Annotated in this window: 20 protein-coding genes; 10 read left to right on the forward strand and 10 right to left on the reverse strand. The window is 50.8% G+C overall.

What is annotated here, in order from left to right; genetic code table 11:
• Nucleotides 1-36: 36 nt before the first annotated feature.
• Nucleotides 37-420: a hypothetical protein gene (locus tag FCL42_RS04865; protein ID WP_136862253.1), complete on the forward strand. Its 384-nt coding sequence runs from the start codon at nt 37-39 to the stop codon at nt 418-420.
• A gap of 571 nt (nt 421-991) precedes the next feature.
• Here the strand turns inward: FCL42_RS04865 and FCL42_RS04870 are convergent.
• Nucleotides 992-1426 carry a DUF695 domain-containing protein gene (locus FCL42_RS04870; RefSeq protein WP_169308294.1) on the reverse strand — a complete coding sequence of 145 codons (435 nt, stop codon included), beginning with the start codon at nt 1424-1426 and terminating at the stop codon, nt 992-994.
• A gap of 179 nt (nt 1427-1605) precedes the next feature.
• Nucleotides 1606-2298, reverse strand: a complete 693-nt coding sequence (locus FCL42_RS04875) for a hypothetical protein (RefSeq protein ID WP_136862255.1) — start codon at nt 2296-2298, stop codon at nt 1606-1608.
• A gap of 244 nt (nt 2299-2542) precedes the next feature.
• Here FCL42_RS04875 and FCL42_RS04880 point away from each other — a divergent pair, with 244 nt between their 5' ends.
• On the forward strand, nt 2543-3526 hold the full coding sequence (locus FCL42_RS04880; protein ID WP_169308295.1) for an integron integrase: 984 nt from the start codon (nt 2543-2545) through the stop codon (nt 3524-3526).
• A 245-nt stretch (nt 3527-3771) separates the two neighbouring features.
• Here FCL42_RS04880 and ruvB read toward each other — a convergent pair whose 3' ends face one another.
• From ruvB to aspS, 5 genes are all read right to left on the reverse strand, one after another.
• Entirely contained in the window at nt 3772-4779 is a 1008-nt protein-coding gene (ruvB, locus tag FCL42_RS04885) for a Holliday junction branch migration DNA helicase RuvB (protein WP_136862257.1), read from the reverse strand.
• Nucleotides 4780-4849: 70 nt separating this feature from the next.
• Complete coding sequence (gene ruvA, locus FCL42_RS04890) at nt 4850-5473, reverse strand: Holliday junction branch migration protein RuvA (RefSeq protein ID WP_136862258.1); 624 nt, start codon at nt 5471-5473, stop codon at nt 4850-4852.
• A 61-nt stretch (nt 5474-5534) separates the two neighbouring features.
• Nucleotides 5535-6056, reverse strand: coding sequence for a crossover junction endodeoxyribonuclease RuvC (ruvC, locus tag FCL42_RS04895; protein ID WP_136862259.1), 522 nt, complete (start codon nt 6054-6056; stop codon nt 5535-5537).
• 1 nt (nt 6057) lies between these two features.
• Complete coding sequence (locus FCL42_RS04900; RefSeq protein WP_136862260.1) at nt 6058-6804, reverse strand: YebC/PmpR family DNA-binding transcriptional regulator; 747 nt, start codon at nt 6802-6804, stop codon at nt 6058-6060.
• 69 nt (nt 6805-6873) lie between these two features.
• Nucleotides 6874-8649: an aspartate--tRNA ligase gene (gene aspS, locus FCL42_RS04905; RefSeq protein WP_136862261.1), complete on the reverse strand. Its 1776-nt coding sequence runs from the start codon at nt 8647-8649 to the stop codon at nt 6874-6876.
• Between the two features lie 281 nt (nt 8650-8930).
• Here aspS and cmoA point away from each other — a divergent pair, with 281 nt between their 5' ends.
• Genes cmoA through FCL42_RS04935 form a run of 6 tightly spaced genes read left to right on the forward strand, consistent with a single transcriptional unit; the run spans nt 8931 to nt 15322 of the window.
• A complete protein-coding gene (cmoA, locus tag FCL42_RS04910) occupies nt 8931-9659 on the forward strand; it encodes a carboxy-S-adenosyl-L-methionine synthase CmoA (protein WP_205729223.1) in 729 nt (242 codons plus the stop codon).
• Nucleotides 9656-10624 (forward strand): tRNA 5-methoxyuridine(34)/uridine 5-oxyacetic acid(34) synthase CmoB, encoded by a 969-nt coding sequence (cmoB, locus tag FCL42_RS04915; RefSeq protein WP_136862263.1) that lies wholly within the window; start codon nt 9656-9658, stop codon nt 10622-10624. The genes cmoA and cmoB overlap by 4 nt, the downstream gene beginning before the upstream one ends.
• 39 nt (nt 10625-10663) lie before the next feature.
• The gene (locus FCL42_RS04920; protein ID WP_136862264.1) at nt 10664-11437 is read left to right on the forward strand and encodes an ATP-dependent zinc protease family protein; all 774 of its coding nucleotides are present in this window, start codon (nt 10664-10666) and stop codon (nt 11435-11437) included.
• The gene (locus FCL42_RS04925) at nt 11438-12946 is read left to right on the forward strand and encodes an inactive transglutaminase family protein (protein ID WP_136862265.1); all 1509 of its coding nucleotides are present in this window, start codon (nt 11438-11440) and stop codon (nt 12944-12946) included.
• Nucleotides 12946-13905, forward strand: coding sequence for an alpha-L-glutamate ligase-like protein (locus FCL42_RS04930; RefSeq protein WP_136862266.1), 960 nt, complete (start codon nt 12946-12948; stop codon nt 13903-13905). Before FCL42_RS04925 ends, FCL42_RS04930 begins: the two co-directional genes overlap by 1 nt.
• Nucleotides 13886-15322, forward strand: a complete 1437-nt coding sequence (locus tag FCL42_RS04935; RefSeq protein ID WP_136862267.1) for a hypothetical protein — start codon at nt 13886-13888, stop codon at nt 15320-15322. The genes FCL42_RS04930 and FCL42_RS04935 overlap by 20 nt, the downstream gene beginning before the upstream one ends.
• Nucleotides 15323-15342: 20 nt before the next feature.
• Here FCL42_RS04935 and FCL42_RS04940 read toward each other — a convergent pair whose 3' ends face one another.
• On the reverse strand, nt 15343-15945 hold the full coding sequence (locus FCL42_RS04940) for an FMN-dependent NADH-azoreductase (protein ID WP_136862268.1): 603 nt from the start codon (nt 15943-15945) through the stop codon (nt 15343-15345).
• Between the two features lie 113 nt (nt 15946-16058).
• On the opposite strand from FCL42_RS04940, the gene FCL42_RS04945 reads away from it, so the two are divergent.
• A complete protein-coding gene (locus FCL42_RS04945; RefSeq protein WP_136862269.1) occupies nt 16059-16976 on the forward strand; it encodes a LysR family transcriptional regulator in 918 nt (305 codons plus the stop codon).
• Here the strand turns inward: FCL42_RS04945 and FCL42_RS04950 are convergent.
• Both FCL42_RS04950 and FCL42_RS04955 read right to left on the reverse strand, forming a co-directional pair.
• The gene (locus FCL42_RS04950; protein WP_136862270.1) at nt 16973-17950 is read right to left on the reverse strand and encodes an alcohol dehydrogenase catalytic domain-containing protein; all 978 of its coding nucleotides are present in this window, start codon (nt 17948-17950) and stop codon (nt 16973-16975) included. The genes FCL42_RS04945 and FCL42_RS04950 overlap by 4 nt on opposite strands.
• Nucleotides 17951-17974: 24 nt before the next feature.
• A complete protein-coding gene (locus FCL42_RS04955; protein WP_136862271.1) occupies nt 17975-18706 on the reverse strand; it encodes a type 1 glutamine amidotransferase domain-containing protein in 732 nt (243 codons plus the stop codon).
• A 392-nt stretch (nt 18707-19098) separates the two neighbouring features.
• On the opposite strand from FCL42_RS04955, the gene FCL42_RS04960 reads away from it, so the two are divergent.
• Nucleotides 19099-22080, forward strand: coding sequence for a TonB-dependent receptor (locus tag FCL42_RS04960; RefSeq protein ID WP_136862272.1), 2982 nt, complete (start codon nt 19099-19101; stop codon nt 22078-22080).
• Nucleotides 22081-22107 lie beyond the last annotated feature (27 nt).

Consider the following 22107-nt stretch of genomic DNA (forward strand, 5'->3'; position numbering starts at 1 on the left):
CGGGCTGGCTGAAATCCGCCTACAGTGCCTGGTTATGTGGCGGATACCTTAGAATCTGACAAGTACAACCCCAGAGCAGCCCCCAGAATTGAAGATATTATCGAAACTGGAAACTCGAACGCCCAAACATCTTCTAAATACAACCCGCCGGTTAACGCCGATAGAATAATAGTGCCTAAAGCCCAACTACCAACTGTGGCCAAAATAGAGTTTATAAAAGCGCGATCTTTTTCTCTGTACGCCATTACAGCAAAGATGGCGATTGAAATTGATGTTGAGGGTATATACCAATATGCAACGAGTTCAAAAAAGCTTCTACTTTCTAGACCTGAAGCGCCAAAGACTAGAGTTGCCAGAGTACTTGCAACAGTTAAAAGAACAAAAAGCGCTATCGTATACCTGATAATCCTAACCATGTGATGGCCTCTGCCCGACACATAACGCTCCACTCAGCGGGAGCAATCTGGCTGGCTACAATCTGCGAGGCTCGAGCAAGAGCCAGCCTGGTTGAAATCCGCCTGCAGTGCCTTGTTATATAACCCTTCAACTGACTCTCTCACAGAGCAGCAAGAGGTATTCAGTACGCTTGCATGCAAACCGTTATCTGCGTCGAACAATGACACCTCTTCGGCATCTAAACGTTCTAAATCTGGCGCTCCTCGGTAGACTGCTGGCCTCAAATTCGGTCGAACGTTGCAGATTAGTGTACGCTCTGGTGGTGAATAGAATGACTCAACCGAAGACTCGGCTCTCGCTAACCAAATCTGATTAATTTCCTCTCCTGAGAGTATTGGTTCACCGATGCCTACAAGACTAGACATAAAAGCAATAATCAAACCTGTAGCGATCACTGCTAATCCTACTGCAATGAGAATCATATAATGCCCTCACAGGTTATATAACGCCCCACTCAGCGGGAGCAACTTGGTTGGCTAAAATCCGCGAGGCACGAGCGCAGCCAACCTGGTTGAAATCCGCCTGCAGTGCATTGTTATATCCCCTTCGTACTTTCAATAAATTGGTGATACGTCGACCAGTCTTCATCTACTTCCATTTCTAACTCTATTGGAAATACATCATGCGCTGATAGAAGAGAGTTGAATTGGTCAAGCCATGATTCAACATCATTGACATACCAAATCCACTCTTTTCTACCATTCCCTGTCACCACTAGCATTAAATGAGAAATTCCCGCTGCATCGAGCGATGAAGTTGTATTCTCAAACAAGGCTAGTTGGTCATTAATATCAGGACTTGGCATCCCACTATCATTTGAGTCAAAGGGCCAATAGATATTTATTAAAGTCGGGTATGTAGATTCCAATGTCCCAGAAGGAACACTTTGAGGAGCCCTATAAACAACTACATTTCCATCCTCGAGACCCTCAGCAACAAAGTAACGACTTTCCTCACTAATTGTTGGCATAGTTATTATCCAGATTATAAAAAATGTAATGATCCTCATGATACATTGATCTCTCCAGAGGGATATAACGCCTTGCTAAGGTGCGGCTAACACCACTGAATCCAAGCAAAGTCACCGTAATCACTAAACTCAACCGAACCAAAAGTGCCAAAGGTTAGCCGTCACTCTTAAGCAATTTGTTAGGCGACATTTGTGCTACCAACGATTTTCTTAATCGCTGGGTCGAAAACTTGGCTTACATATTCATCCATATCAGCATCGGTAATCTTCGTCATTTTTTTCTTTTTATTGGCGATCCGCTCCTTAACTTCACACTCCTGTTTTTTCCCCAGTAACCGGGATAACTTAAGAAGATCCTTCTCGAACTCAAGCATTGACTCCTTATATGCAAAACTTGAAAAACTATCCAAAAAGACGCCTGACTTTTCATCAGACTCTTCTTTTAAGGAGAATTCATGCAATGTCTTGAGGTAATCAATCAAAAACTTGTTGTTTGATAACTGAAAAGCTAATAGAGGATCGATTTCTGCCAATGACTCAACTGATGCATGATACTTGTTATACAACTCATGTTGGTCAACCACAGGAAACATCCCACGTAAACCTTTAGCCAGTTCATCCGTAAAGTTGTCTGGCATTCTTTCATTTGGAAACTTTCGCTTTAGCGCATTAACAAGAGCATCCTTGAGCAAATCTGAGTGTATTGTACTATTGACTACAATACTGGCCCACACGGACAACAGATTAAATAGTGATTTATTCAACCGTTCTCTACAACTCTTCCGCTCTTTATATTGGAATGAAATAAAGCTAATCACAGCACCTAGTAAGATACCAATTACTACAGATATGATTGGAATAACTGTTACCATTTAACCTCCTGTCGCCTAACAGCTTATTATGCGGAAAAAATCCGCCTTTCAAATTCTTATAAATCCGCTTTGCTCGAATTTCCGCTTTTTGACGCTTCGGCTAACTGCCAGAAAACCCACCACAAATTGCTCTCAAATTTTTCATGATTCCGCATTCTATAGTAAAAGCGGCATTTGACTTGCGGAAAGGCGGATTACGCTTAAACTGTATATCCATACAGTTGTTTTGGGTTGGGAGGTTTTGATGTCTTCACCGTTCTTGGACTATGTCGAGGAGCAGATGCTCCTACGTCGATATCGACCCAATACCGTCAAAACCTATCAACACTGGATTAAGTACTACATCGTCTTTAACAATAAACGTCACCCAAAGCAGCTGGGTGATGATGACGTAGAGCGCTTTTTGACCTACTTGAGTGTAGAAAAAGGCGTGGCTCCCCGAACTCAAGCGCTGGTACTCAACGCCCTTTCGTTCCTTTACAAAGAGATTCTGGATAAACCGCTGGGGCTACAACTGCAATTTCAACAATCAAAAGCCAATCGCAAACTGCCTACGGTTTTATTGCCAAACGAAATACTGGATTTACTGAGTTGCCTCAAACCGCCCTATCTCACCATGGCGCAGCTGATGTACGGCAGCGGCCTAAGAAAAAGTGAGGTCATTAGGCTACGAGTAAAGGACATAGATTTTGACTACGCAGGCATCGAAGTGTGGGATGCCAAAGGCGGCAAACACCGCAGAGTCACTCTGGCTAGAGAGCTGTTTCCAATACTGGAAAACCACATCAACTTCAGTATTGAGTTATTAAAGCAAGACTTAAACAACTCAGAGTTTCGCGGTGTCTCCATGCCTTTTGGATTATCGAAAAAATACCCTAGGGCACCAACCGATCCCAACTGGCAATATCTGTTTCCATCGTCGCGCCTTAGTTTCGATAAAGTCGCTAAAGAACTAAAACGCCACCACATACACCCTTCGGCATTACGAAAAGCGATAACCACTGCAAGGCACTGCGCACAGATAGAGAAAAGCGTCACCTGCCATACCCTACGTCATTCGTTTGCGACACACTTATTACAACGAGGAGCCGACATACGCACAATCCAAGCTCAATTGGGCCACACCGACGTCAGAACGACCCAAATCTATACGCATGTTCTGCAAATGGGAGCAGATGGTGTAACCAGCCCACTGTCTCTACTTAGCGGCCAGCCAGATAAACATTAGTGACTGCTATCGCTGTAACGCCCTAATTTTGGGCTGTTTCATTTCAAAATGAAAATCGGCAGATATAGCTCCGCCCATCACTTTGGCTGTGCTTGGCAAAATCTTAAAAAATTGACGATATATCAGTAGATTATCAAGAACATATCTCGCCAATTCAACATCCGAAGGCCCGGCTTTACGTAAGAGATCTCGCACAAAAATCCCGCCACTTAGGCGGGATTTCAATCAAAATTCTATCAATGACTCTACTCGGCTTTAGACAGGCCAAAGTGAAGGTAGGTTTTATCTGTCGCCACGCGGCCGCGATGGGTACGCTGAATAAACCCTTGTTGAATCAAGAAGGGTTCAATCACATCTTCGATGGTTTCCTTCTCTTCGCCGATGGCTGCCGCTAAGTTATCCAAGCCAACTGGACCACCGCCAAACTTGTCGATGATTGACATCAGCAGCTTTCTATCAAGAAAATCAAAGCCTTCACTGTCGACATCCAATACCCCTAAGGCTTCCTCCGCGACCTTAGCGTTGATCTCCCCTTCATATTTCACTTCGGCAAAATCACGGACGCGGCGCAGCAGTCGATTGGCAATACGGGGCGTGCCGCGGCTACGACGAGCCACTTCAACGGCTCCTTGCTCATCAATGTTCAAGTTCAATACGGCGGCACTGCGAGTCACGATGGTGGTCAAGTCGGCCACATTGTAGAACTCCAGTCGCAGCGGAATGCCAAAACGGGCACGCAGGGGCGAAGTCAGTGCGCCAGCGCGGGTGGTGGCACCAATGAGGGTAAAAGGAGGCAGATCCAACTTAATGGAACGCGCCGCCGGGCCTTCACCAATCATGATGTCCAACTGGTAATCCTCCATTGCGGAATAGAGGATCTCTTCAACTGCGGGGCTCAGTCGATGGATCTCATCGATGAATAACACATCATTGGCTTCAAGGTTAGTAAGCATCGCCGCCAAATCGCCCGCTTTTTCGAGCACAGGGCCAGAGGTAGACTTAATACTGGCATCCATCTCGTTGGCGATGATGTTGGCGAGGGTGGTTTTTCCAAGTCCCGGCGGGCCAAAAATCAGCGTATGATCCAGCGCCTCGCCACGATTGCGCGCCGCTGCGATGAAGATCTCTAACTGGCCGCGAGCCTCTTTCTGGCCGGTATAGTCCGTGAGCATTTTCGGGCGCATGGCACGGTCAATAACCGACTCTTGGCTATCTTGCTCTTGTGGGGCAATGAGGCGATCCGCTTCAATCATGGTGTCTCTTCTTACTCTCTGTTCGATCTATTTGCCTTGGCACGTGCCATTTAGGGTCATCAGCATCAACTTACATCATCGCTTTCAGGGCGTCTTTAATCAGCTGCTCGGAGGTGGCACCGGCTGAGTGTACTTTATCAACGGTCTTTTTAGCCACGGTGGCTTTGTAGCCCAGTGCTTCAAGGGCGGCAATGGCATCCTCTTTGGCGTCCGGAGCGGTGATGTAGGTATTCTCCACAGGATTACCCAAGGCAAAGGCATCGGCACTCGGCGTCGCTAAGGTTGCGGCAAACTTGTTCATGCGATCGCGCATTTCAACCACCAAGCGTTCGGCGGTCTTTTTGCCCACTCCTGGCACTTTGGTAATGCTGGTGATGTCATCGCGTTGTACCGCCTGTACAAACTGCTCCGCTGACATGCCTGAGAGAATGGCCAGCGCCATTTTGGGACCGATGCCGTTGGTTTTAATCAGCTCTCGAAACAGCGCCCGCTCCTGTTTACTGGCAAAGCCATACAGCAGCTGCGCATCTTCACGAACCACGAAGTGAATAGACAAGGTGCAAGGCTCGCCTTCTGCTGGCAGCTGATAAAAGCTGGTCATCGGTAGCTGCACTTCATAACCTACGCCGCCGCAGTCGATCAGCACTTCCGGTGCCTGCTTTTCAATAAGGGTTCCGCTTAAACGTCCAATCACCTTGTGTACCTTTTTGCTCTGTTTTTGGTTGTCGTTCTAATTTTGTATGTGATGCATCATGTTAACGCAGCCTACCGCGAATTCGCGCGGTGGCTTTGCCCGCCATGGCAACCATGGCTTCACGAGTATGACTATGACATAGGGCAATGGCCAGTGCATCGGCGGCATCCGCTTGGGGCACCGCAGGCAGCTTCAATATGTGCTTAACCATGTGTTGCACCTGACTTTTGTCGGCACCACCGGTACCCACTACCGCTTTTTTGATTTCCGTCGGGCTGTACTCGCACACAGGCAGCTCGGCATTGGTGGCGGCCACAATGGCCACGCCCCTCGCCTGGCCCAGCTTTAATGCGGAGTCAGCATTTTTGGCCATGAAAACCCGTTCAATGGCAAACTCGTCCGGCTGAAACTGCCGAATCAGTTCACTTACGCCGTCATAGACGCACTTAAGCCGAGGCGGCAGATCGCCATCTGGGGTACGAATGCAGCCGCTGCCAAGGTAGGTGTGGGTGCGCCCCACTTTTTTGATCACCCCGTATCCGGTTACCCGCGAGCCAGGGTCGATCCCTAAAATAATGGTCATATCAATCCAGCTGGGCCATCACGTCGTCGCTAATGTCGGCGTTGTGATACACCTCTTGCACGTCGTCGTGATCTTCCAAAACGTCTACCAGACGCAGGAACTTAGGTGCGGTGGCAACATCGAGCTCCGCCTTGGTTGACGGCACTTGAGTGACTTCAGCGTTCAAGGAGGTCAAGCCGGCTGCATCCAAGGCATCTTTGACTGCGCCAAACTCTTCTGGTGTGGTGTACACGTCGATGCTGCCATCGTCGTGAGTTTCCACATCATCGGCACCGGCTTCCAGCGCCGCGTCCATCACCAGCTCTTCATCAGTGCCTTCGCCGTAAGAGATCACGCCTTTTTTCTCAAACAGGTAGGAGACCGAACCGTCGGTGCCTAAGTTGCCACCAGATTTGGTAAAAGCGCTGCGAACCCCAGACACGGTGCGGTTGCGGTTATCGGTCATGGTTTCCACCATTACGGCGGTGCCGCCTGGCCCGTAACCTTCATAGATGATGGTTTCTAGCACCTGGCCATCGAGCTCGCCACTGCCGCGTTTAACGGCACGATCGATGGTGTCGCGAGTCATGTTATTAGACAGCGACTTATCGATGGCGGCGCGCAGCCGTGGGTTGGAATCAGGATCGGAACCGCCCTCTCGAGAGGCTACGGTGAGCTCGCGGATCAGTTTGGTAAAAATCTTGCCTCGTTTGGCATCCTGAGCGGCCTTGCGATGCTTAATGTTGGACCATTTACTGTGACCGGCCATAACTAGGTTCTCCTCTCTCCTTTAAACAACAAAGCTGCCCGTAGGCAGCTTTGGTTGCAAGCGTTTGGCTTATTCGCCGTCGTTGCTGCTTTCCTGCTTCGCCAGGTCGATGGCCAGTTCTGCCAGTACCTCTGGATTTGCTGGGCTTGGTGCGTCAGTCAACGGGCAAGCGGCGGTGGTGGTCTTAGGGAAGGCCATCACGTCACGAATCGAGCTGGCACCGGTCATCAGCATCACCAAACGGTCCAAACCGAAGGCCAAGCCCGCGTGCGGTGGCGCACCGTAGCGCAATGCTTCCAGCAGGAAGCCGAACTTCAGCTGCGCTTCTTCATCGCTGATGCCCAAAATGCGGAACGCCGTGGCTTGCATCTCTTGATCGTGGATACGCACAGAACCACCGCCCAGCTCTACGCCGTTCAGTACCATGTCGTATGCATCGGAGATGGCAGTGCCTGGGTTGGCTTCCAGCTCAGCAGGCGTCATGTTGCGCGGTGCGGTAAATGGGTGGTGCAATGCGTGGAAACGGCCGTCGGCCTTTTCGAACATTGGGAAGTCGACTACCCACAGTGGCTTCCACTCATCGACGGTCAAACCAAAGTCTTCACCGGCCTTCAGACGCAGTGCGCCCATGGCATCGGTTACCACGTTGTAGCTATCAGCGCCAAACAGGATGATGTCACCGGCTTCGGCGCCATTGCGCTCAACAATGGCGTTGATGATGTCGTCGCTCAGGAACTTAGCCACTGGCGATTGAACGCCTTCAATGCCCTTACCGGCTTCGTTTACTTTAACCCACGCCAGACCTTTGGCACCGTAGATGCCGACGAACTTGGTGTAGTCGTCAATCTGCTTACGAGACAGTGACGCACCGCCTGGAATGCGCAGAGTCGCAACACGGCCTTCTGGATCATTTGCAGGGCCATTGAATACTTTGAATTCAACGTCTTTTAAGATGTCTGCAACGTCAACCAGCTCCAGCGGGTTACGCAGATCCGGCTTATCAGAACCAAATCGACGCATGGCATCGGCGTAGGTCATGTGTGGGAATTCTGGCAAGTCCACGTCCAGCATCTTCTTGAACAGAGTGCGGATCATCGACTCGGTGGTCGCCATCACCTGCTCAGCAGACATAAAGGAGGTTTCAATATCAATCTGGGTGAACTCAGGCTGACGGTCGGCGCGCAGGTCTTCGTCACGGAAGCACTTTACGATCTGGTAGTACTTATCCATTCCAGACATCATCAGCAACTGCTTAAAGATCTGCGGTGACTGTGGCAGTGCGAAAAACTCACCTTTGTGAGTACGGCTTGGTACCAAGTAGTCACGGGCGCCTTCTGGGGTGGCCTTGGTCAGAATTGGGGTTTCCACATCGAGGAAACCGGCGTCATCCATAAAGCGGCGAACTTCAGAGGTCACCTTAGAGCGGAACAACATGCGCTCAGTCATCTCAGGACGGCGCAGATCCAAGTAGCGGTATTTCAGGCGCTGCTCTTCGCTAACATCGGTGTTGAAATCGATTGGCAGTGGCGCAGCCTTATTCAGGATGGTCAACTCTTTACCCAGAACCTCAATGCCACCAGTGGTCATGTTCTTGTTCACCTGGCTATCAGGACGAGCACGAACCAAACCTTTTACCTGTACGCAAAACTCGTTACGCAGGCTGGAAGCCACTTCGAACACTTCTGGCAGGTCAGGATCGTAAACCACCTGAACGATGCCTTCGCGGTCACGAAGATCCAAAAATACTACGCCGCCTAAATCGCGGCGACGGTTAACCCAACCCACTAGGGTAACTTCTTGGCCCACCTGGGCTTCAGTAACGAGTCCACTGTAATGGCTGCGCATTGACTGATCCTATCTAAAGTTGCTGAGGTACGAACGCCATGTCGCCAAGTTGAGGCTGGGCATCCATACTGAAATAATTTGGCAAAGGCCAGAGTATAAAGAAAAGTTACCGCTATAAGAAGCGATGCCACGCCCATATCTGAGGTAGATGCTCAGTTATGCGCCGCTTGGCGACAATTTGACCACAAAGTGCCTGAAATTCTATAGATAGTTGGCCTCGACTTGCTGAGGCAAGAGACGATCACTACAATCGCCGGTTCATGCGAAGAGATCCTGTTACCATGCCGAATCAAGACAAAATTTTTGCGACACCTCAGCAAGATATTCAAGACTTTAGCTTCAATGAGCAAGTGGTGTCGGTCTTCCCAGATATGATCAGCCGCTCCATTCCTGGCTATGGTGCCATCGTCGATGGCATTGGCAACATCTGCCAGCGAGTGGCCAAGCCCAACACCCAGCTGTATGACTTAGGCTGTTCACTGGGCGCCGCGACGTTATCGATGCGCCGCCACTTAAGCGATCAAGGTTGCCGCATCATCGCCGTGGATAACTCACAAGCGATGATCAAGCGCGCCCAAGAGCACCTGAACGCCTTTGTCAGCCCAACTCCAGTTGAGTTGGTGTGTGGCGACATTCGCGATGTTGAGATCAACAACGCCTCAATGGTGGTGCTTAACTTTACGTTACAATTTCTTCCACCAGAAGATCGTGCGTCTTTAATCGCTAAGATTTATAAAGGCTTAGTTCTAGGTGGGGTGCTCATCGTCTCCGAAAAACTTCGCTTTGAAGGCGACAAACTGCACAAGCTCATCGACGACATGCATCTGGACTTTAAACGGGCCAACGGCTACAGCGAACTGGAGATCAGCCAGAAGCGCACCGCCCTTGAGAACGTGATGAAACCAGACAGCAAGCAGCAGCATTATCAGCGCTTTGCCCAAGCGGGCTTCACCGAATACTCCAGCTGGTTCCAAAGCCTCAACTTTACCTCTTTGATGGCCATCAAATGATCGATTTCAAACAGTTCTATCAGCGCATCGCCGATAGCAAACTCAGCCACTGGCTTGAAACCTGCCCAAGCCAGTTAGCCCAGTGGCGCAAACTGCACACCCACGGTGACTTCCCCAAATGGGAACGGGTCATCGCCAAACTGCCAAAGGTGGAGGCCAACGTCATCGACCTGAAAACACAGGTGATGATTGGTGACGGTAGCCAAGAATTTAATGGCGGCGCCCAAAAACTTGAAAACCTGTTGAAGTGTTTACACCCGTGGCGCAAAGGCCCATTTCATCTGCATGGCGTCCACATCGATACCGAGTGGCGCAGCGATTGGAAATGGGATCGCTTGTTGCCACACATCAGCCCCTTAAAAGGTCGAACCGTATTGGATGTGGGCTGTGGCAGCGGCTACCACATGTGGCGCATGCTCGGTGAAGAGGCCGAGTTGGTGATTGGCGTTGATCCATCGGCGCTGTTCCTAACCCAATTTAATGCGGTTAAGCATCTAGCTGGCAATCCGGATAGTATCCACCTGTTACCCTTGGGGATTCAGGAGCTGCCGCCACTTCGCGCCTTTGATACCGTGTTTTCCATGGGTGTGCTCTACCACCGCACCTCCCCTATCGACCACTTGATGCAGCTAAAAGATCAGCTGAATAAAGGCGGCGAATTGGTTCTGGAAACCCTTGTGGTGGAAGGTGACGAGCAAACGGTGTTGGTTCCAGAGGGGCGCTATCAACAGATGAATAATTGCTGGTTCCTGCCATCGGCTAAAGCCCTAAAGCTGTGGCTTGAAAAATGCGACTTCAAGGACGTGCGCATTGTCGATGAAGCCAATACCGAATTGGGGGAGCAGCGTTCCACCGAATGGATGACCTGGCATTCCCTAAAAGACTATCTAGATCCGCAAGATCCGAGCAAAACTGTTGAGGGACATCCGGCCCCAAGACGTGCCATACTGGTAGCCACTAAATAGATGCGATTCACACGAACCAAACTCAAGGGTAAACGATTGATGTCTTTACGCCATTTTGTACTTGCCAGCGCGCTAATTAGTTTGAGCGGCTGCGCCCTCACCCAGCAACCGCAAACGCCTGCGCCAACCCAAGAGCCCGCCTTGAGCTCACTCTTGGCCAAGCAACACCAACAGGCCATCAGCGCCATCAATAGCGTTGGAGAAAGCGCCGCGTTGACCGCCGAGCGCCAACAGCTCCAGGCAGACAAGCTGGATAAACTCAACGAAGACGTCGCTGCGCTCAGCCGACAGGTGATTGTGCTGTCGGAAGCGAAAGACCTGCCGGTGATTCAATGCCCAGAGGTAGAGCAAAGCTGCCCACTGCATGACAAACTGGTGTTTGGCGAAGTGGAAAAAGTCACCATTGAAGAGGTTGGCTTTGAGTTTGACACTCGGGTAGATACCGGTGCCGCGTCCTCCTCGCTGGATGCGGGTAACATCATTTTGTTTGAGCGCGATGGCAATCAGTGGGCTCGCTTTGAAGTGATGGATCGCAATCAGCCGGATCTTGGCCCTCGCACCGTTGAGGCGCCAGTGGTGCGCTTTGTGCAGATTAAGAAAGGCACCAGTGGCGAACCTCAGCGCCGTCCAGTGATCAAAGTGCGCCTGTCTATTGGCGATTATCACGCCGACACGGAACTCAACCTTAATGATCGCAGTCACTTAGAGTACCCACTGCTGCTGGGTCGTAAATTTATCAAAGACATTGCCGTGGTTGACGTAAGCCAGCAATACGTCCAAAGCGCGACCAACGGCCAAAACGGAGCCAAGTAGATGGCATCGAGAAAACCCTTTCTATTTGTAATTTTTGTGCTGCTGACCGTCGGGTTTGGCAGCTCGATTTATCGCCACTTGGTTGACGGCATTCCTCTGCTGCCTGGAGATCAAACCACCAACTGGACCGTCGAAGCCAAGGTGACCTTTACCGCCATCGGTGAGCCAGTGGAGGCGTCTTTAACCCTACCGGAAGACCCCAACTTTGAGCTGCTGTCTGAAAATGCGGCCTCACCGGGTTATGGCCTTGAAGTAAACCAGCAAGCCAACGCCCGTCGCGCCGTTTGGACCAAACGGGATGTGTTGGGTAAACAAGAGCTGTACTACACCGCAAACCTTGTGGCCGGAGATTCTGCGGCGTTGATGGACGACCGCGTTCCCACGCTGCCACCGGAAGAGACTTGGCCTGAAGGGGCAGAAACCGCCGCCTCAGCGATCATCGATACCGCCTGGGATCGCAGTGCCACCAACCTCTCCTATGCTCAGCAGATCGCCTCCATGATCAGCGATTCTGAGCAAGCGCAAAACATCGCCCTGCTGCTCAGCCACTACCCCAAAAGCGAGTTGATGGTGCGCCTGATGCATGCGGCTAAGATCCCTGCCCGCGTCAGCCATGTGCTGAAATTGGAAGACGGTCGCCGTCGTCAGGCGCTGTTTGATGTGGTTGAAGTGTACGACCAAGGCCAATGGCATCTGTTTGATCCACAAACCGGCAATGCAGGCCGTCAAGCCAATTGGTTAATCTGGCAGCGCACCAGCACCTCGGTGCTGGACATCACCGGTGCCACGAACTCTCAAGTAAGTTTCTCCATTATCGAAGACACCCGCCCTGCTCTGGCCACCGCGCTGGACATGATGGCCACCAAAGGTGCCAGTTCGTTCTCGCTGTACTCCCTGCCATTGGAAGAGCAGAGCCTGATTCGCGGTTTGATGCTGGTTCCCGTTGGCGTTTTGGTGGTGGTGTTCCTTCGAGTGCTGATCGGCCTGAAAACCTCAGGGACCTTCATGCCGGTTCTGATCGCTCTGGCCTTTATTCAAACCACGCTATTAACTGGCCTGGTTGGCTTCCTGCTGATTGTGTCGGTGGGCCTGTACATTCGAGGTTACCTGTCTAACCTCAACCTATTGCTGATATCGCGAATATCCGCGGTGGTGATCGTAGTGCTCGGCATCATCGCAGGCTTTACCGTATTGGCATACAACCTAGGCTTAACCGAAGGTCTCACCATCACCTTCTTCCCGATGATCATCTTGGCTTGGACCATTGAGCGGATGTCAATTTTGTGGGAGGAGGAAGGCCCGAAAGAGGTGGCGGTTCAAGGTGGCGGCAGTCTATTGGTTGCTACTATCACCTACCTATTTATGGTGTCACCTCTGATCCAGCACTGGGTATTTAACTTCCTAGGCATTCACTTGGTGATTCTGGCCATGGTGCTGATGATGGGCCAATACACCGGCTATCGTCTTTTGGAATTGCGCCGCTTTAAGCCATTGGCGGGAGACGACTGATGGAGTTTTGTCGCCCGTCTCAACTGGCCGCCAAAGGCGTAATGGGGATGAACAAGCGAAACATCTCCTACATCGGCCGTTATAACCCTCGCCGACTGTACAAATTGGTGGATGACAAACTGCGCACCAAGCAGATCGCCCTTAAAGGGGGAATTGATACCCCAAGTTTGGTGTCGGTGATCGGCGAGCAGCACGAGCTCAAAGACCTACCCAATCGCATCCGTGGCTTGAGCGGCTTTTGCATTAAGCCTGCTCAAGGCTCTGGTGGCAAAGGCATCTTGGTGATCACCAAAGTCAGTGACGGTCGCTACTTTAAGCCCTCTGGAGAGGAGGTCACCCTACTGGAGATGGAACGCCATGTCTCCAACGTGCTGGCAGGCCTATTCAGCCTCGGCGGCAAAAACGACGTCGCGGTGATTGAAGCACTGATCCAGTTCGATCCGGTGTTTGACGGCTTCTCCTATGAAGGGGTGCCGGACATTCGCCTGATCGTGTTCAAGGGCTACCCGGTAATGGGTATGTTGCGCCTGTCTACGGCAGCGTCTGATGGCAAGGCCAACTTGCACCAAGGCGCTGTGGGCGTTGGTATCGACATCGCCACCGGCAAGGCGCTGCACGCGGTGCAATTTGACCGGCCAGTGACCCACCATCCGGACACCAACAAAGAGCTTAAGCTAATGAAGGTACCCCACTGGGATCGGCTACTGACATTGGCGGCGGGTTGCTACGAGATGTCTGGACTCGGTTATCTGGGTACCGACATGGTGCTGGATACCGAACGAGGGCCTCTGCTGCTTGAGCTTAATGCTCGGCCAGGGCTGGCGATTCAGATTGCCAACGGCGAGGGGTTATTGCCTCGCCTGCAGAAGATCGAGTCTCTGCCAGAGCATCCGGTCGACGTAGAGACCCGTGTTCAACGGTCGAAAGAGTGGTTCCAGCGTGACAGCCAATTGGCTTAATGGCAGTTTACTGCTGGCGCTAGTCTTCAGTTTCAGTGCCAAGGCCGGTATTGGCCTTGAGCACTGCTTGGCCCAAGTTCCTCCCCCCGTGATCAGCAAAAAACTTGATGATCGCCGCCGCTCGATATTATTAGCCCTTCAAGACCACCTCAGTAGTAACCCACAGCTTGATATCGATTCCAGTCAATGCCTCATTTGGGTCAAACAGCAGCTGCACCCAACTACGCCGCTGCCTGATCCCAAATTGCTGGCCGACAACACCAGCTATCTGGCGCTGGTGAATCGGCCAAGAAAAATTCGCTTGGCTCCCCACTGCCAAACGTCGGCGCAGCTAAACAGCGACATCCTGTCTCTGTCCCGTTCCGACGTGGGTCGCTACCTCTACCGTGGCCAGCAGACACAGTGCCGGCAAAGTGTGTGGCTGGCGTGGCAAAACCGAGGCGGAAACGATGCCAGCGATGCGGCGCTGTTGGTATTAAAGCAAAATCAAAATCACGCGCAGTCTAACGGTTTCGCCAGTGTCGCTGATGAAGAGTTGCAGAGCGCCTATCTTAATTCACCGGCCAAAGTCAGCCAATTTTTAGGGCGACTTGATCCCCTTGAACGGCGCCTACCTTGGGGAGACCATCACCATGGCGACTATTTTGATGTCGCCCCCATGACCTTGGCAAAACAGAGCTTAACTCTGTTATCTGACTGGTTTGGGTTGTCGGTCAAATCGGTCGATAAACACACGTGGCAGATCTGGGACGACAAGCGTTTTCTGGGTTACGTACACCTGTATACCGAGCCGCGCCACCGACTCACCGTGGCCACCCACAATCGGGTAAGCTACTACTTTGGCGACATCACCATTGGCGTCAGGGAGCGCGTCAATTGGCGCCACCGCCATGTTCAAGAGCTATTTGGCAACCTAAGCCAAGGGTTGTGGACACTGGCCGGTCACGGAGTGGAAGAGACGGAGATCGAACCGGATCTTATTGGTTTGCCCAAATCCATAGGTCAAATGCTGGCGTTCGAGGCAAGCTGGATGCGATCATTAAAGCTCATCTCCCCTCCCCCTTATCAAGTCAGCGCCTATAAGGTGTTCCAGGCTGAATTGGCGCTGGCCATGTGGTCAACCCCATTTGCCAACGAAGCTCAGTTGCTGGAGCTGCAAAGCCAGTTGTTTGCAGATAATCTCAATGTTGATGCGCCCTCCCCTTGGTTCAGCTGGCGTGGCGACAGCCGTTGGCTGACTTCTGGGGTACTGTCCTATCGCTCACTACTCCAGCAGCAGTTAGCAAAGCAGTTAATTGAAAGGCACAAACGCAGCGGACAGCGAATCTGGCAGCGACTATACGTTGACGGCCACAGCCATAAGCTAAGCCGCCAACTTGCCGAGTTGGGCGTAGAGCCGGACTCACTGATGCATTGAGTCCGACGGGAGAGTGGGAATTAGTTAAAACGAGCGCGAAGGGCCTCTTTGGCGGCTTGAACTCCAGAGTCGTCTTTGGCCACTCCCGGTGCACTAACCACCTCAACGTCGGTAATGCCGACAAAACCCAAAACCGTACGCAGGTAGGGATCGTTGAAGTTTAGGTGCGCCATCGGCGAACCTTCGCCATAACTACCACCACTGGCGGTAATGATGGTGGCTTTACGGCCGCCCAATGCGCCTTCAGGCCCCTTCTCGGTATAGTTAAAAGTGCGCCCCACACGACAGATCTGATCGACCCAAGACTTCATCCCCACGGTCACGGAAAAGTTGTGCATCGGTGAGCCCAATACGATCTCATCGGCTTCAATCAGTTCATCTACCAAGGTATCTGACAAGCTAACCGCCTGCTGCTGGGTATCACTGCGCTGCTCTAGGGGCGTGTAGAACGCACCAATGGTGTTGCCATCCAATTGGGCGATATGATCCGCGGACACATCTCGATGGATAACCTTGCCATCTGGGTTGGCCGCCAGCCAAAAATCTTCAAAAGCGGCCGTCAGGGCGCGAGTGTGGGATTGCTGGGTGTTGGGGCTGGCATTCACGACTAATAGGGTTTTCATCTCGGCATTCCTTCTAACAAATTAGGTTGACGAGAATCAGTTTACATGCAGCAATTAGGATAAAAAGCGCATAAAATGACTTATAGCATTCTAATTTATAGAACGGTAAAGCGATGTTTCGGCCCTTAACCACCGCAGAGCAGTGGCGTATTTTGCAAGCCGTTGTCGATTGTGGCGGCTATGCAAAAGCCGCGGCGGCCCTCAACCGCAGCCAAAGTGCCCTGAACCACGCGGTCAGTAAATTGCAGCAGCAGCTCGGGGTTCAACTGCTCGAAGTGCAAGGCAGAAAAGCGGTATTAACCCCTTCCGGCAAGATATTGCTGCACCGCTCCCGTGAGCTCACTCGAGGTTTAGAACAGCTGGAACAGCTGGCCACCAACCTAGAGCAAGGGTGGGAGCACGAGATCTTAATCTCCAGAGAGAGCATCTACCCCTCAGAGCTGCTGTTTGCGGCGCTATCGCATTTCTACCCTGAAAGCCGAGGCACCCGAGTAACGGTTATCGACAACATCATCAGCGGCAGCCGGGAGGCCATCGAACAGCGTCAGGTGGATTTGGCCATTACTGGGCTGGTTCCCAAAGGCTACATGGGAATGCCACTGACCACGGTGCGGCTGATATTGGTGTGTCACCCTAGCCACCCTCTGGCTCGGGAGGATGCCATCGATTCCCATCGTCTGTCTCAGGAGCTGCAAATTGTAATTCGAGATACCGGCTCTGCTGCTGGCGATGTGGATCAAGACGTGGGCTGGTTAAAATCGAAAGAGCGCTGGACCGTAAGTCATTTCAGCGATGCCATCGGCATTTTAAAACAGGGAGTCGGCTTCTGTTGGGTGCCAGAACACATGGTCAGTGATGCACTGAAGCACCGAGAGCTAGTAAAGCTGGATACCAAGATGGGAGGCAACCTAATTCCCCTCAGCTTGGTGATTCCGGCACCAGATAGCTTAGGGCCTGCTGCCAATCGCTTTGCTGAGATCTTAACCCAAACGGCGCCGCTTTCAGACAAAACGGCACCATACAGGGACTAGGCTACTTGAATTAGGTATTTCTGGGTTTTGCCGCCCGCTTGGAGCTGAGTCAGGGCATCAGCCAGCTCCTCAAAGGCCATCAGTTTATGGGGCACCTGCTCAAGTTGTTGTTGACCAATTTTCTCAAGCAATCGCTCCCCCGCTTGGGTGAGTTCGGCAAACTTGGTATCAGAGCCAAATTGGTAGATGGCCCCTAAGGCGATCTCATGCAGCGAGACGCATTTAGCAAAAGCATCCCCAAGGGGCTCAACCCGACCTAGCACCGACACGAGATGACTGCCGTAGTTAAGCAGATCAAACAGTGCGGCGGCGTTGTCGGCGCTCACCAGATCAATAGCACCATCGAACTGTCCGTCTTCCACGGAGTTTGCCAACTGCGGTTTCCAGTCAGCCGCTTTATAATCAACGCATTGAGATACGCCCCACTCCAACAACATGGCGTGGTTAGCTTTGGATGCCGTGGTAGACACCTTCGCGCCTTTCGCCAACAACAGCTGCACCGCAATTCGACCTACGGCGCTGCCGCCGCCACAAACCAAAATTCGCTTGCCTTTAAGGGAGGGAAATTTCGCCACCGCCTGCCAAGCGGTTAGTCCAGGGCAAGGAAACGCCGCCGCTCGAGCGTCGGTCACGCCGTCAGCGATGGCCATTAACGCTTTGACATCCACTAAGGTGTACTCAGCGAAACTGCCGTGTCGAGTTAGATCTGCATGATAACTAACCCGTTGACCAAGCCAACTGGTGTCAACGCCATCACCGACTGCCACGACCTCTCCAGCACCATCCACACCGGGAATGTGACCGGGCTGCCACGCACCATGACCATACTGAATCAGTTTCCAATCCACCGGATTAAGCCCAATCACTCTATTGGCCACTAAAACCTGATGAGCTTGAGGGGTTGGTATCGCAACCGGCGCCATGACCAGCGATTGCCCTGCCCCTTGATACTGCCAACTTGTTTGGGTACCCATACCAAATTTCACCTTAATAAAGCGTTATTTATCTTTAATCTGCTGCCAAAGCGCTTTCGCCATCGCTTCGGAGGACATCGGGTTTTGACCGGTAATTAGCCGCCCATCCACCACCACGTAAGGGGTAAAGTCCGCTCCTTGTGAATAGTCGGCGCCATCGGCCACCAAGGCGTCTTCCAAAGAGTATGGCACTACCTGCGTAAGCTGAATGGCTTGCTCTTCGCTGTTTGAAAAGCCGGTCAACTTTTTACCATCAAGCAGAGGGGAGCCATCAATCTGCACATCAACCAAACCGGCAACGCCATGACAAACTGCGGCGACACTGCCCCCTTGTTGCCATAGCGCACTGACACGTTGAGACAGCGCCGAGTTACCACGAAAATCCCACATGGTGCCGTGACCACCAACCAAAATAATGGCGTCATAACCATCGGTGCTGATGGACGCCAATGACTGGGTATTAAGCAGCGCCTGTCGCTGTGAAGCCAAAAACGCTTTGGATGCGTCGTCTTGATTTTCAAGGCTACCTGGATCGATAGGCGTTTGACCGCCCTTAATCGACGCCAACGTCACTTGGGCACCCTGCTCCGTCAGGTATTGATAAGGGTGTGCCGCTTCAGAGAGCCAGAACCCGGTGGCTTTGCCGGTGTCCCCAAGCTCAGACTGGCTGGTCAACACCATCAACACCTCCGGCGCGGCGTAGGCGGAGCTTAGAGGCAATAACAAAGATGCTAATACAAACGCCGTTTTTTTCATTGTGTCTCCAAATACTTAAGCGATTTGGATTCGAGTCTACGCCTGGACTAGCCCCTTATTAAATTATCAGTAGTAATAAAAATAATAACAGGCTGTTATAAAAAGAAGTTATTCACAAGCAAGCTGACAACACCAGACCAAAAATCTTATAAATCAATAAGTTAAAATATGACAAAAACATTGCCATCTAAATGAAGCTGTTTTCTTGGATTAAGACACTAAAACAATCTGATTTAGCAAAACTAAAAAATTAAGTCTGAAATTTTTGCTAGCTTAAAAGTCTACCCTTGCCAAATTCCATTTTGTTACAAGTTATTTACAAATAAAATATACAGTGTTAATAAAATGATGCGGCAGTCATCGCCGCTGGAATATAAAAACAAGGATGGATAATGAATAACAAAAATCTGAGAGTTCACTCTAAGCGCACACTCGCGGCTATTGCAGTGTCGACGCTACTGGCAACAACACCTGTGCAAGCCAGTTCGACGTCTGGTTCAATTTACGGCCAAGCAGAAGCTGGCAGCGCCGTGTCATTTACTAACAAAGATACCGGCTTAAATCGAACCGTCACCGCTGGCGATAATGGCCGCTTTAATTTCAAGGAAGTTCCGCCTGGCCGATACGTCGTCACATCAGCCAATGGCGAAAAGCATGAGGTTGTTGTAAAGATCGGCACCGGTTCATCAGTAATATTCGGCAGCAACGATGTCGAAGTGATCACCGTACAAGGTGGAAGAATTTCTGCGATTGATACCACCTCAACCGAATCCACAGTGGTTTTTACACAAGATCAAATTGAACTCTTGCCCGTTTCCCGTGATGTCACCAGTGTGGCTCTACTGACGCCAGGAACCCAAAAAGGGGTTGCTGAGTTTGGTAATCTGGCGTCATTTGGTGGCTCATCCGTTGCCGAAAATGGTTACTACATTGATGGCATGGACGTAACCAACCTGAAGAACTTTTTATCCTTTGCCAGCCTCCCATTTGATGCGATTGAGCAAACGCAAGTTAAGACCGGTGGTTATGGCGTTGAATATGGCCGCGCATTAGGTGGCATTACCAATGTAATCACCAAAAGTGGTACCAACGAATGGGAATTTAGCGCTGCCGCGTATTACATACCCGAAAGTCTGTATGAAGACGAAAAGGACGTTGTAGATCGCGCCCACGATGACGGCACACTTCTAAAGTATGACTCCGACAACACCTACAACTCACTCGCAATGAACGTAGGCGTCGGCGGACCATTGATTAAAGATACCCTGTTTCTCTACGCAAACTTGGAAGGTCAATATGTCGAGCGTGATTGGTATTACCGCAGCACCAGCACTAACCAAGAGATAACCAACCCTAACTATTTGGTCAAACTTGATTACTATCTAAACGACAATCACCTGTTCAAACTCACCTACATCAATAACGAATCTGATCGTGAGCAGAAGCGTTATGAAAATGCCGCAGGGGAGTATTACACCGGCAGCCATGGCACCAAAACCACAGACGTCACTTATGAAAATGGCGGCGATATCTTAATTGCCAACTACTCGGGTCAGATTACCGACGATCTTAGTGTGTCTCTGATGTACGGTACATTGGATCAAAAAGATGAGAACCGCTCTCCACGTAATCTGCCTGGCGGCGAATGCGTCGTTGCCATTGATACCTCAGGGGACAAAACCTGGTCTACTCGAGAAAACATTGGCTGTTGGAATCCGGCTAACTCCAGCTCTTTAGACCCAGAGTCCCCGTCAGAGCACGATGAACGAGATAGCTACAAGTTCGATTTTGACTGGACCATCGGCGATCACACTATTCGTGGTGGTTACAACAAAGAGGAATACACCTCCTACGCCATCGGCTCTCAATACTCAGGCGGCCTGTACTACCGTTATATGGATGGCAATACGCTAAATGAAGGGATACTAAACGGGGTTGATATCGGCGTTGGAACCAAAGCCGTGCGTATTCGTACATCCGACATTTTATCTGGCGCCTATGGCGTAGAAAACGAAGCCTTCTATCTCGAGGACAACTGGCAGATTACAGATAATATCTTGGTTTACGCCGGTATTCGTAATGAAACCTTCACCAACCTCGATGCCAAAGGGGACGTATTTGTAGAAGCCGATGATCTTTGGGCGCCTCGCTTTGGTTTCTCTTGGGACATCAATGGCGACTCTACGCAAAAACTCTATGCCACAGCAGGCCGTTACTACATCCCAATTGCATCAAACACCAACATTCGTTCAACCCGAACAGAGAGCTTTACGGAGAAGTTCTATTTTGTGGATGGATTCAATCCAGAAGATGGCACCCCGATTAACTTAGGTGAGCAATTTGGCCGTGAGATCATCGACAATCAAACTCCAGACCCACGAAATATTGCAGTTTCCGATTTAGACCCAATGTATCAGGACGAGTTTATTCTGGGCTACCAACATGCACTGGATGAAGACTGGACCGTGGGCATTAAGGGTATGTACCGCGAAGTTAAAGACGGTATGGACGATTTTTGTGCCCATGACGGCTTTATTAAGTGGGCCGAAGACAACGGTTACGACAATTTCGACTATCACACCATGTCAGGCTGTTTAATCGTTAATCCAGGTAAAGACCTATCCCTGTATATGGATCTGGAAAACGACGGCAACATGACCCACGTTACCGTACCCAACAGTTATTTCGAGCTGCCTGAATACGAACGCACCTATAAAGGCATAGAACTGACGCTTGAGCGTGCTTTCAATGACGATTGGTATATGAATGCGTCTTACGTTTGGTCTAAAAGTGAAGGTAACGTTGAGGGCTATGTAAACTCCACCCTTGGGCAAGAAGATGCCGGGGCGACCCAGGACTTTGACCACAAACTGTTCCAAGATGGCAGCGATGGCTATTTGCCAAACGATCGCCGTCACCAGTTCAAGATCTATGGTTTGTATCAAGTTACCGATGAGATCGCCATTACTGCTAATATCTCTGCGGCCTCAGGCACTCCTTTAAGTTGTAATGGATATATCCCTCTGGATGGCATGACCGAAGCCGATCAAAACTCGTTTAGTCGTTACAGTGCCTCAAGCTTCTATTGTGTAAACGATCAAGGCGAACCAGAGCTCACCAATCGCGGTGATTATGGTGAAACCGATTGGACCTACAACGTAGACATGGGCATTAACTATGTCCCAGCGTGGGCCGATGATCGACTGACGTTGAAGATGGACGTATTCAACCTATTTAACTTTGATGAAGCCATCGAATACAACCAACAAAAGGATCTTGAGCGAGGGAGCCCAGTTCAAAACCCGAACTTCTTGGCACCTACTGAGTTCCAATCACCACGATACTTCCGCTTTACCGCTCGTTACGTATTCTAACTGCGTTTAGCAAAACAAAGCCGGAGC

The organism is Ferrimonas aestuarii (assembly GCF_005116665.1).
In the GTDB taxonomy this organism is placed as follows: domain Bacteria; phylum Pseudomonadota; class Gammaproteobacteria; order Enterobacterales; family Shewanellaceae; genus Ferrimonas; species Ferrimonas aestuarii.

Bases quoted from the DNA above. Each gene is read 5' to 3' on its own strand.
- FCL42_RS04925 (WP_136862265.1), top strand. From the start codon at position 11,438: ATGGCATCGAGAAAACCCTTTCTATTTGTAATTTTTGTGCTGCTGACC.
- aspS (WP_136862261.1), bottom strand. From the start codon at position 8,649: ATGCGCAGCCATTACAGTGGACTCGTTACTGAAGCCCAGGTGGGCCAA.
- FCL42_RS04880 (WP_169308295.1), top strand. From the start codon at position 2,543: ATGTCTTCACCGTTCTTGGACTATGTCGAGGAGCAGATGCTCCTACGT.
- cmoA (WP_205729223.1), top strand. From the start codon at position 8,931: ATGCCGAATCAAGACAAAATTTTTGCGACACCTCAGCAAGATATTCAA.
- FCL42_RS04960 (WP_136862272.1), top strand. From the start codon at position 19,099: ATGAATAACAAAAATCTGAGAGTTCACTCTAAGCGCACACTCGCGGCT.
- cmoB (WP_136862263.1), top strand. From the start codon at position 9,656: ATGATCGATTTCAAACAGTTCTATCAGCGCATCGCCGATAGCAAACTC.
- FCL42_RS04955 (WP_136862271.1), bottom strand. From the start codon at position 18,706: ATGAAAAAAACGGCGTTTGTATTAGCATCTTTGTTATTGCCTCTAAGC.
- FCL42_RS04920 (WP_136862264.1), top strand. From the start codon at position 10,664: ATGTCTTTACGCCATTTTGTACTTGCCAGCGCGCTAATTAGTTTGAGC.
- FCL42_RS04900 (WP_136862260.1), bottom strand. From the start codon at position 6,804: ATGGCCGGTCACAGTAAATGGTCCAACATTAAGCATCGCAAGGCCGCT.
- FCL42_RS04870 (WP_169308294.1), bottom strand. From the start codon at position 1,426: ATGCCAACAATTAGTGAGGAAAGTCGTTACTTTGTTGCTGAGGGTCTC.
- FCL42_RS04945 (WP_136862269.1), top strand. From the start codon at position 16,059: ATGTTTCGGCCCTTAACCACCGCAGAGCAGTGGCGTATTTTGCAAGCC.
- FCL42_RS04875 (WP_136862255.1), bottom strand. From the start codon at position 2,298: ATGGTAACAGTTATTCCAATCATATCTGTAGTAATTGGTATCTTACTA.
- ruvB (WP_136862257.1), bottom strand. From the start codon at position 4,779: ATGATTGAAGCGGATCGCCTCATTGCCCCACAAGAGCAAGATAGCCAA.
- FCL42_RS04950 (WP_136862270.1), bottom strand. From the start codon at position 17,950: ATGGGTACCCAAACAAGTTGGCAGTATCAAGGGGCAGGGCAATCGCTG.
- FCL42_RS04940 (WP_136862268.1), bottom strand. From the start codon at position 15,945: ATGAAAACCCTATTAGTCGTGAATGCCAGCCCCAACACCCAGCAATCC.
- ruvC (WP_136862259.1), bottom strand. From the start codon at position 6,056: ATGACCATTATTTTAGGGATCGACCCTGGCTCGCGGGTAACCGGATAC.
- FCL42_RS04930 (WP_136862266.1), top strand. From the start codon at position 12,946: ATGGAGTTTTGTCGCCCGTCTCAACTGGCCGCCAAAGGCGTAATGGGG.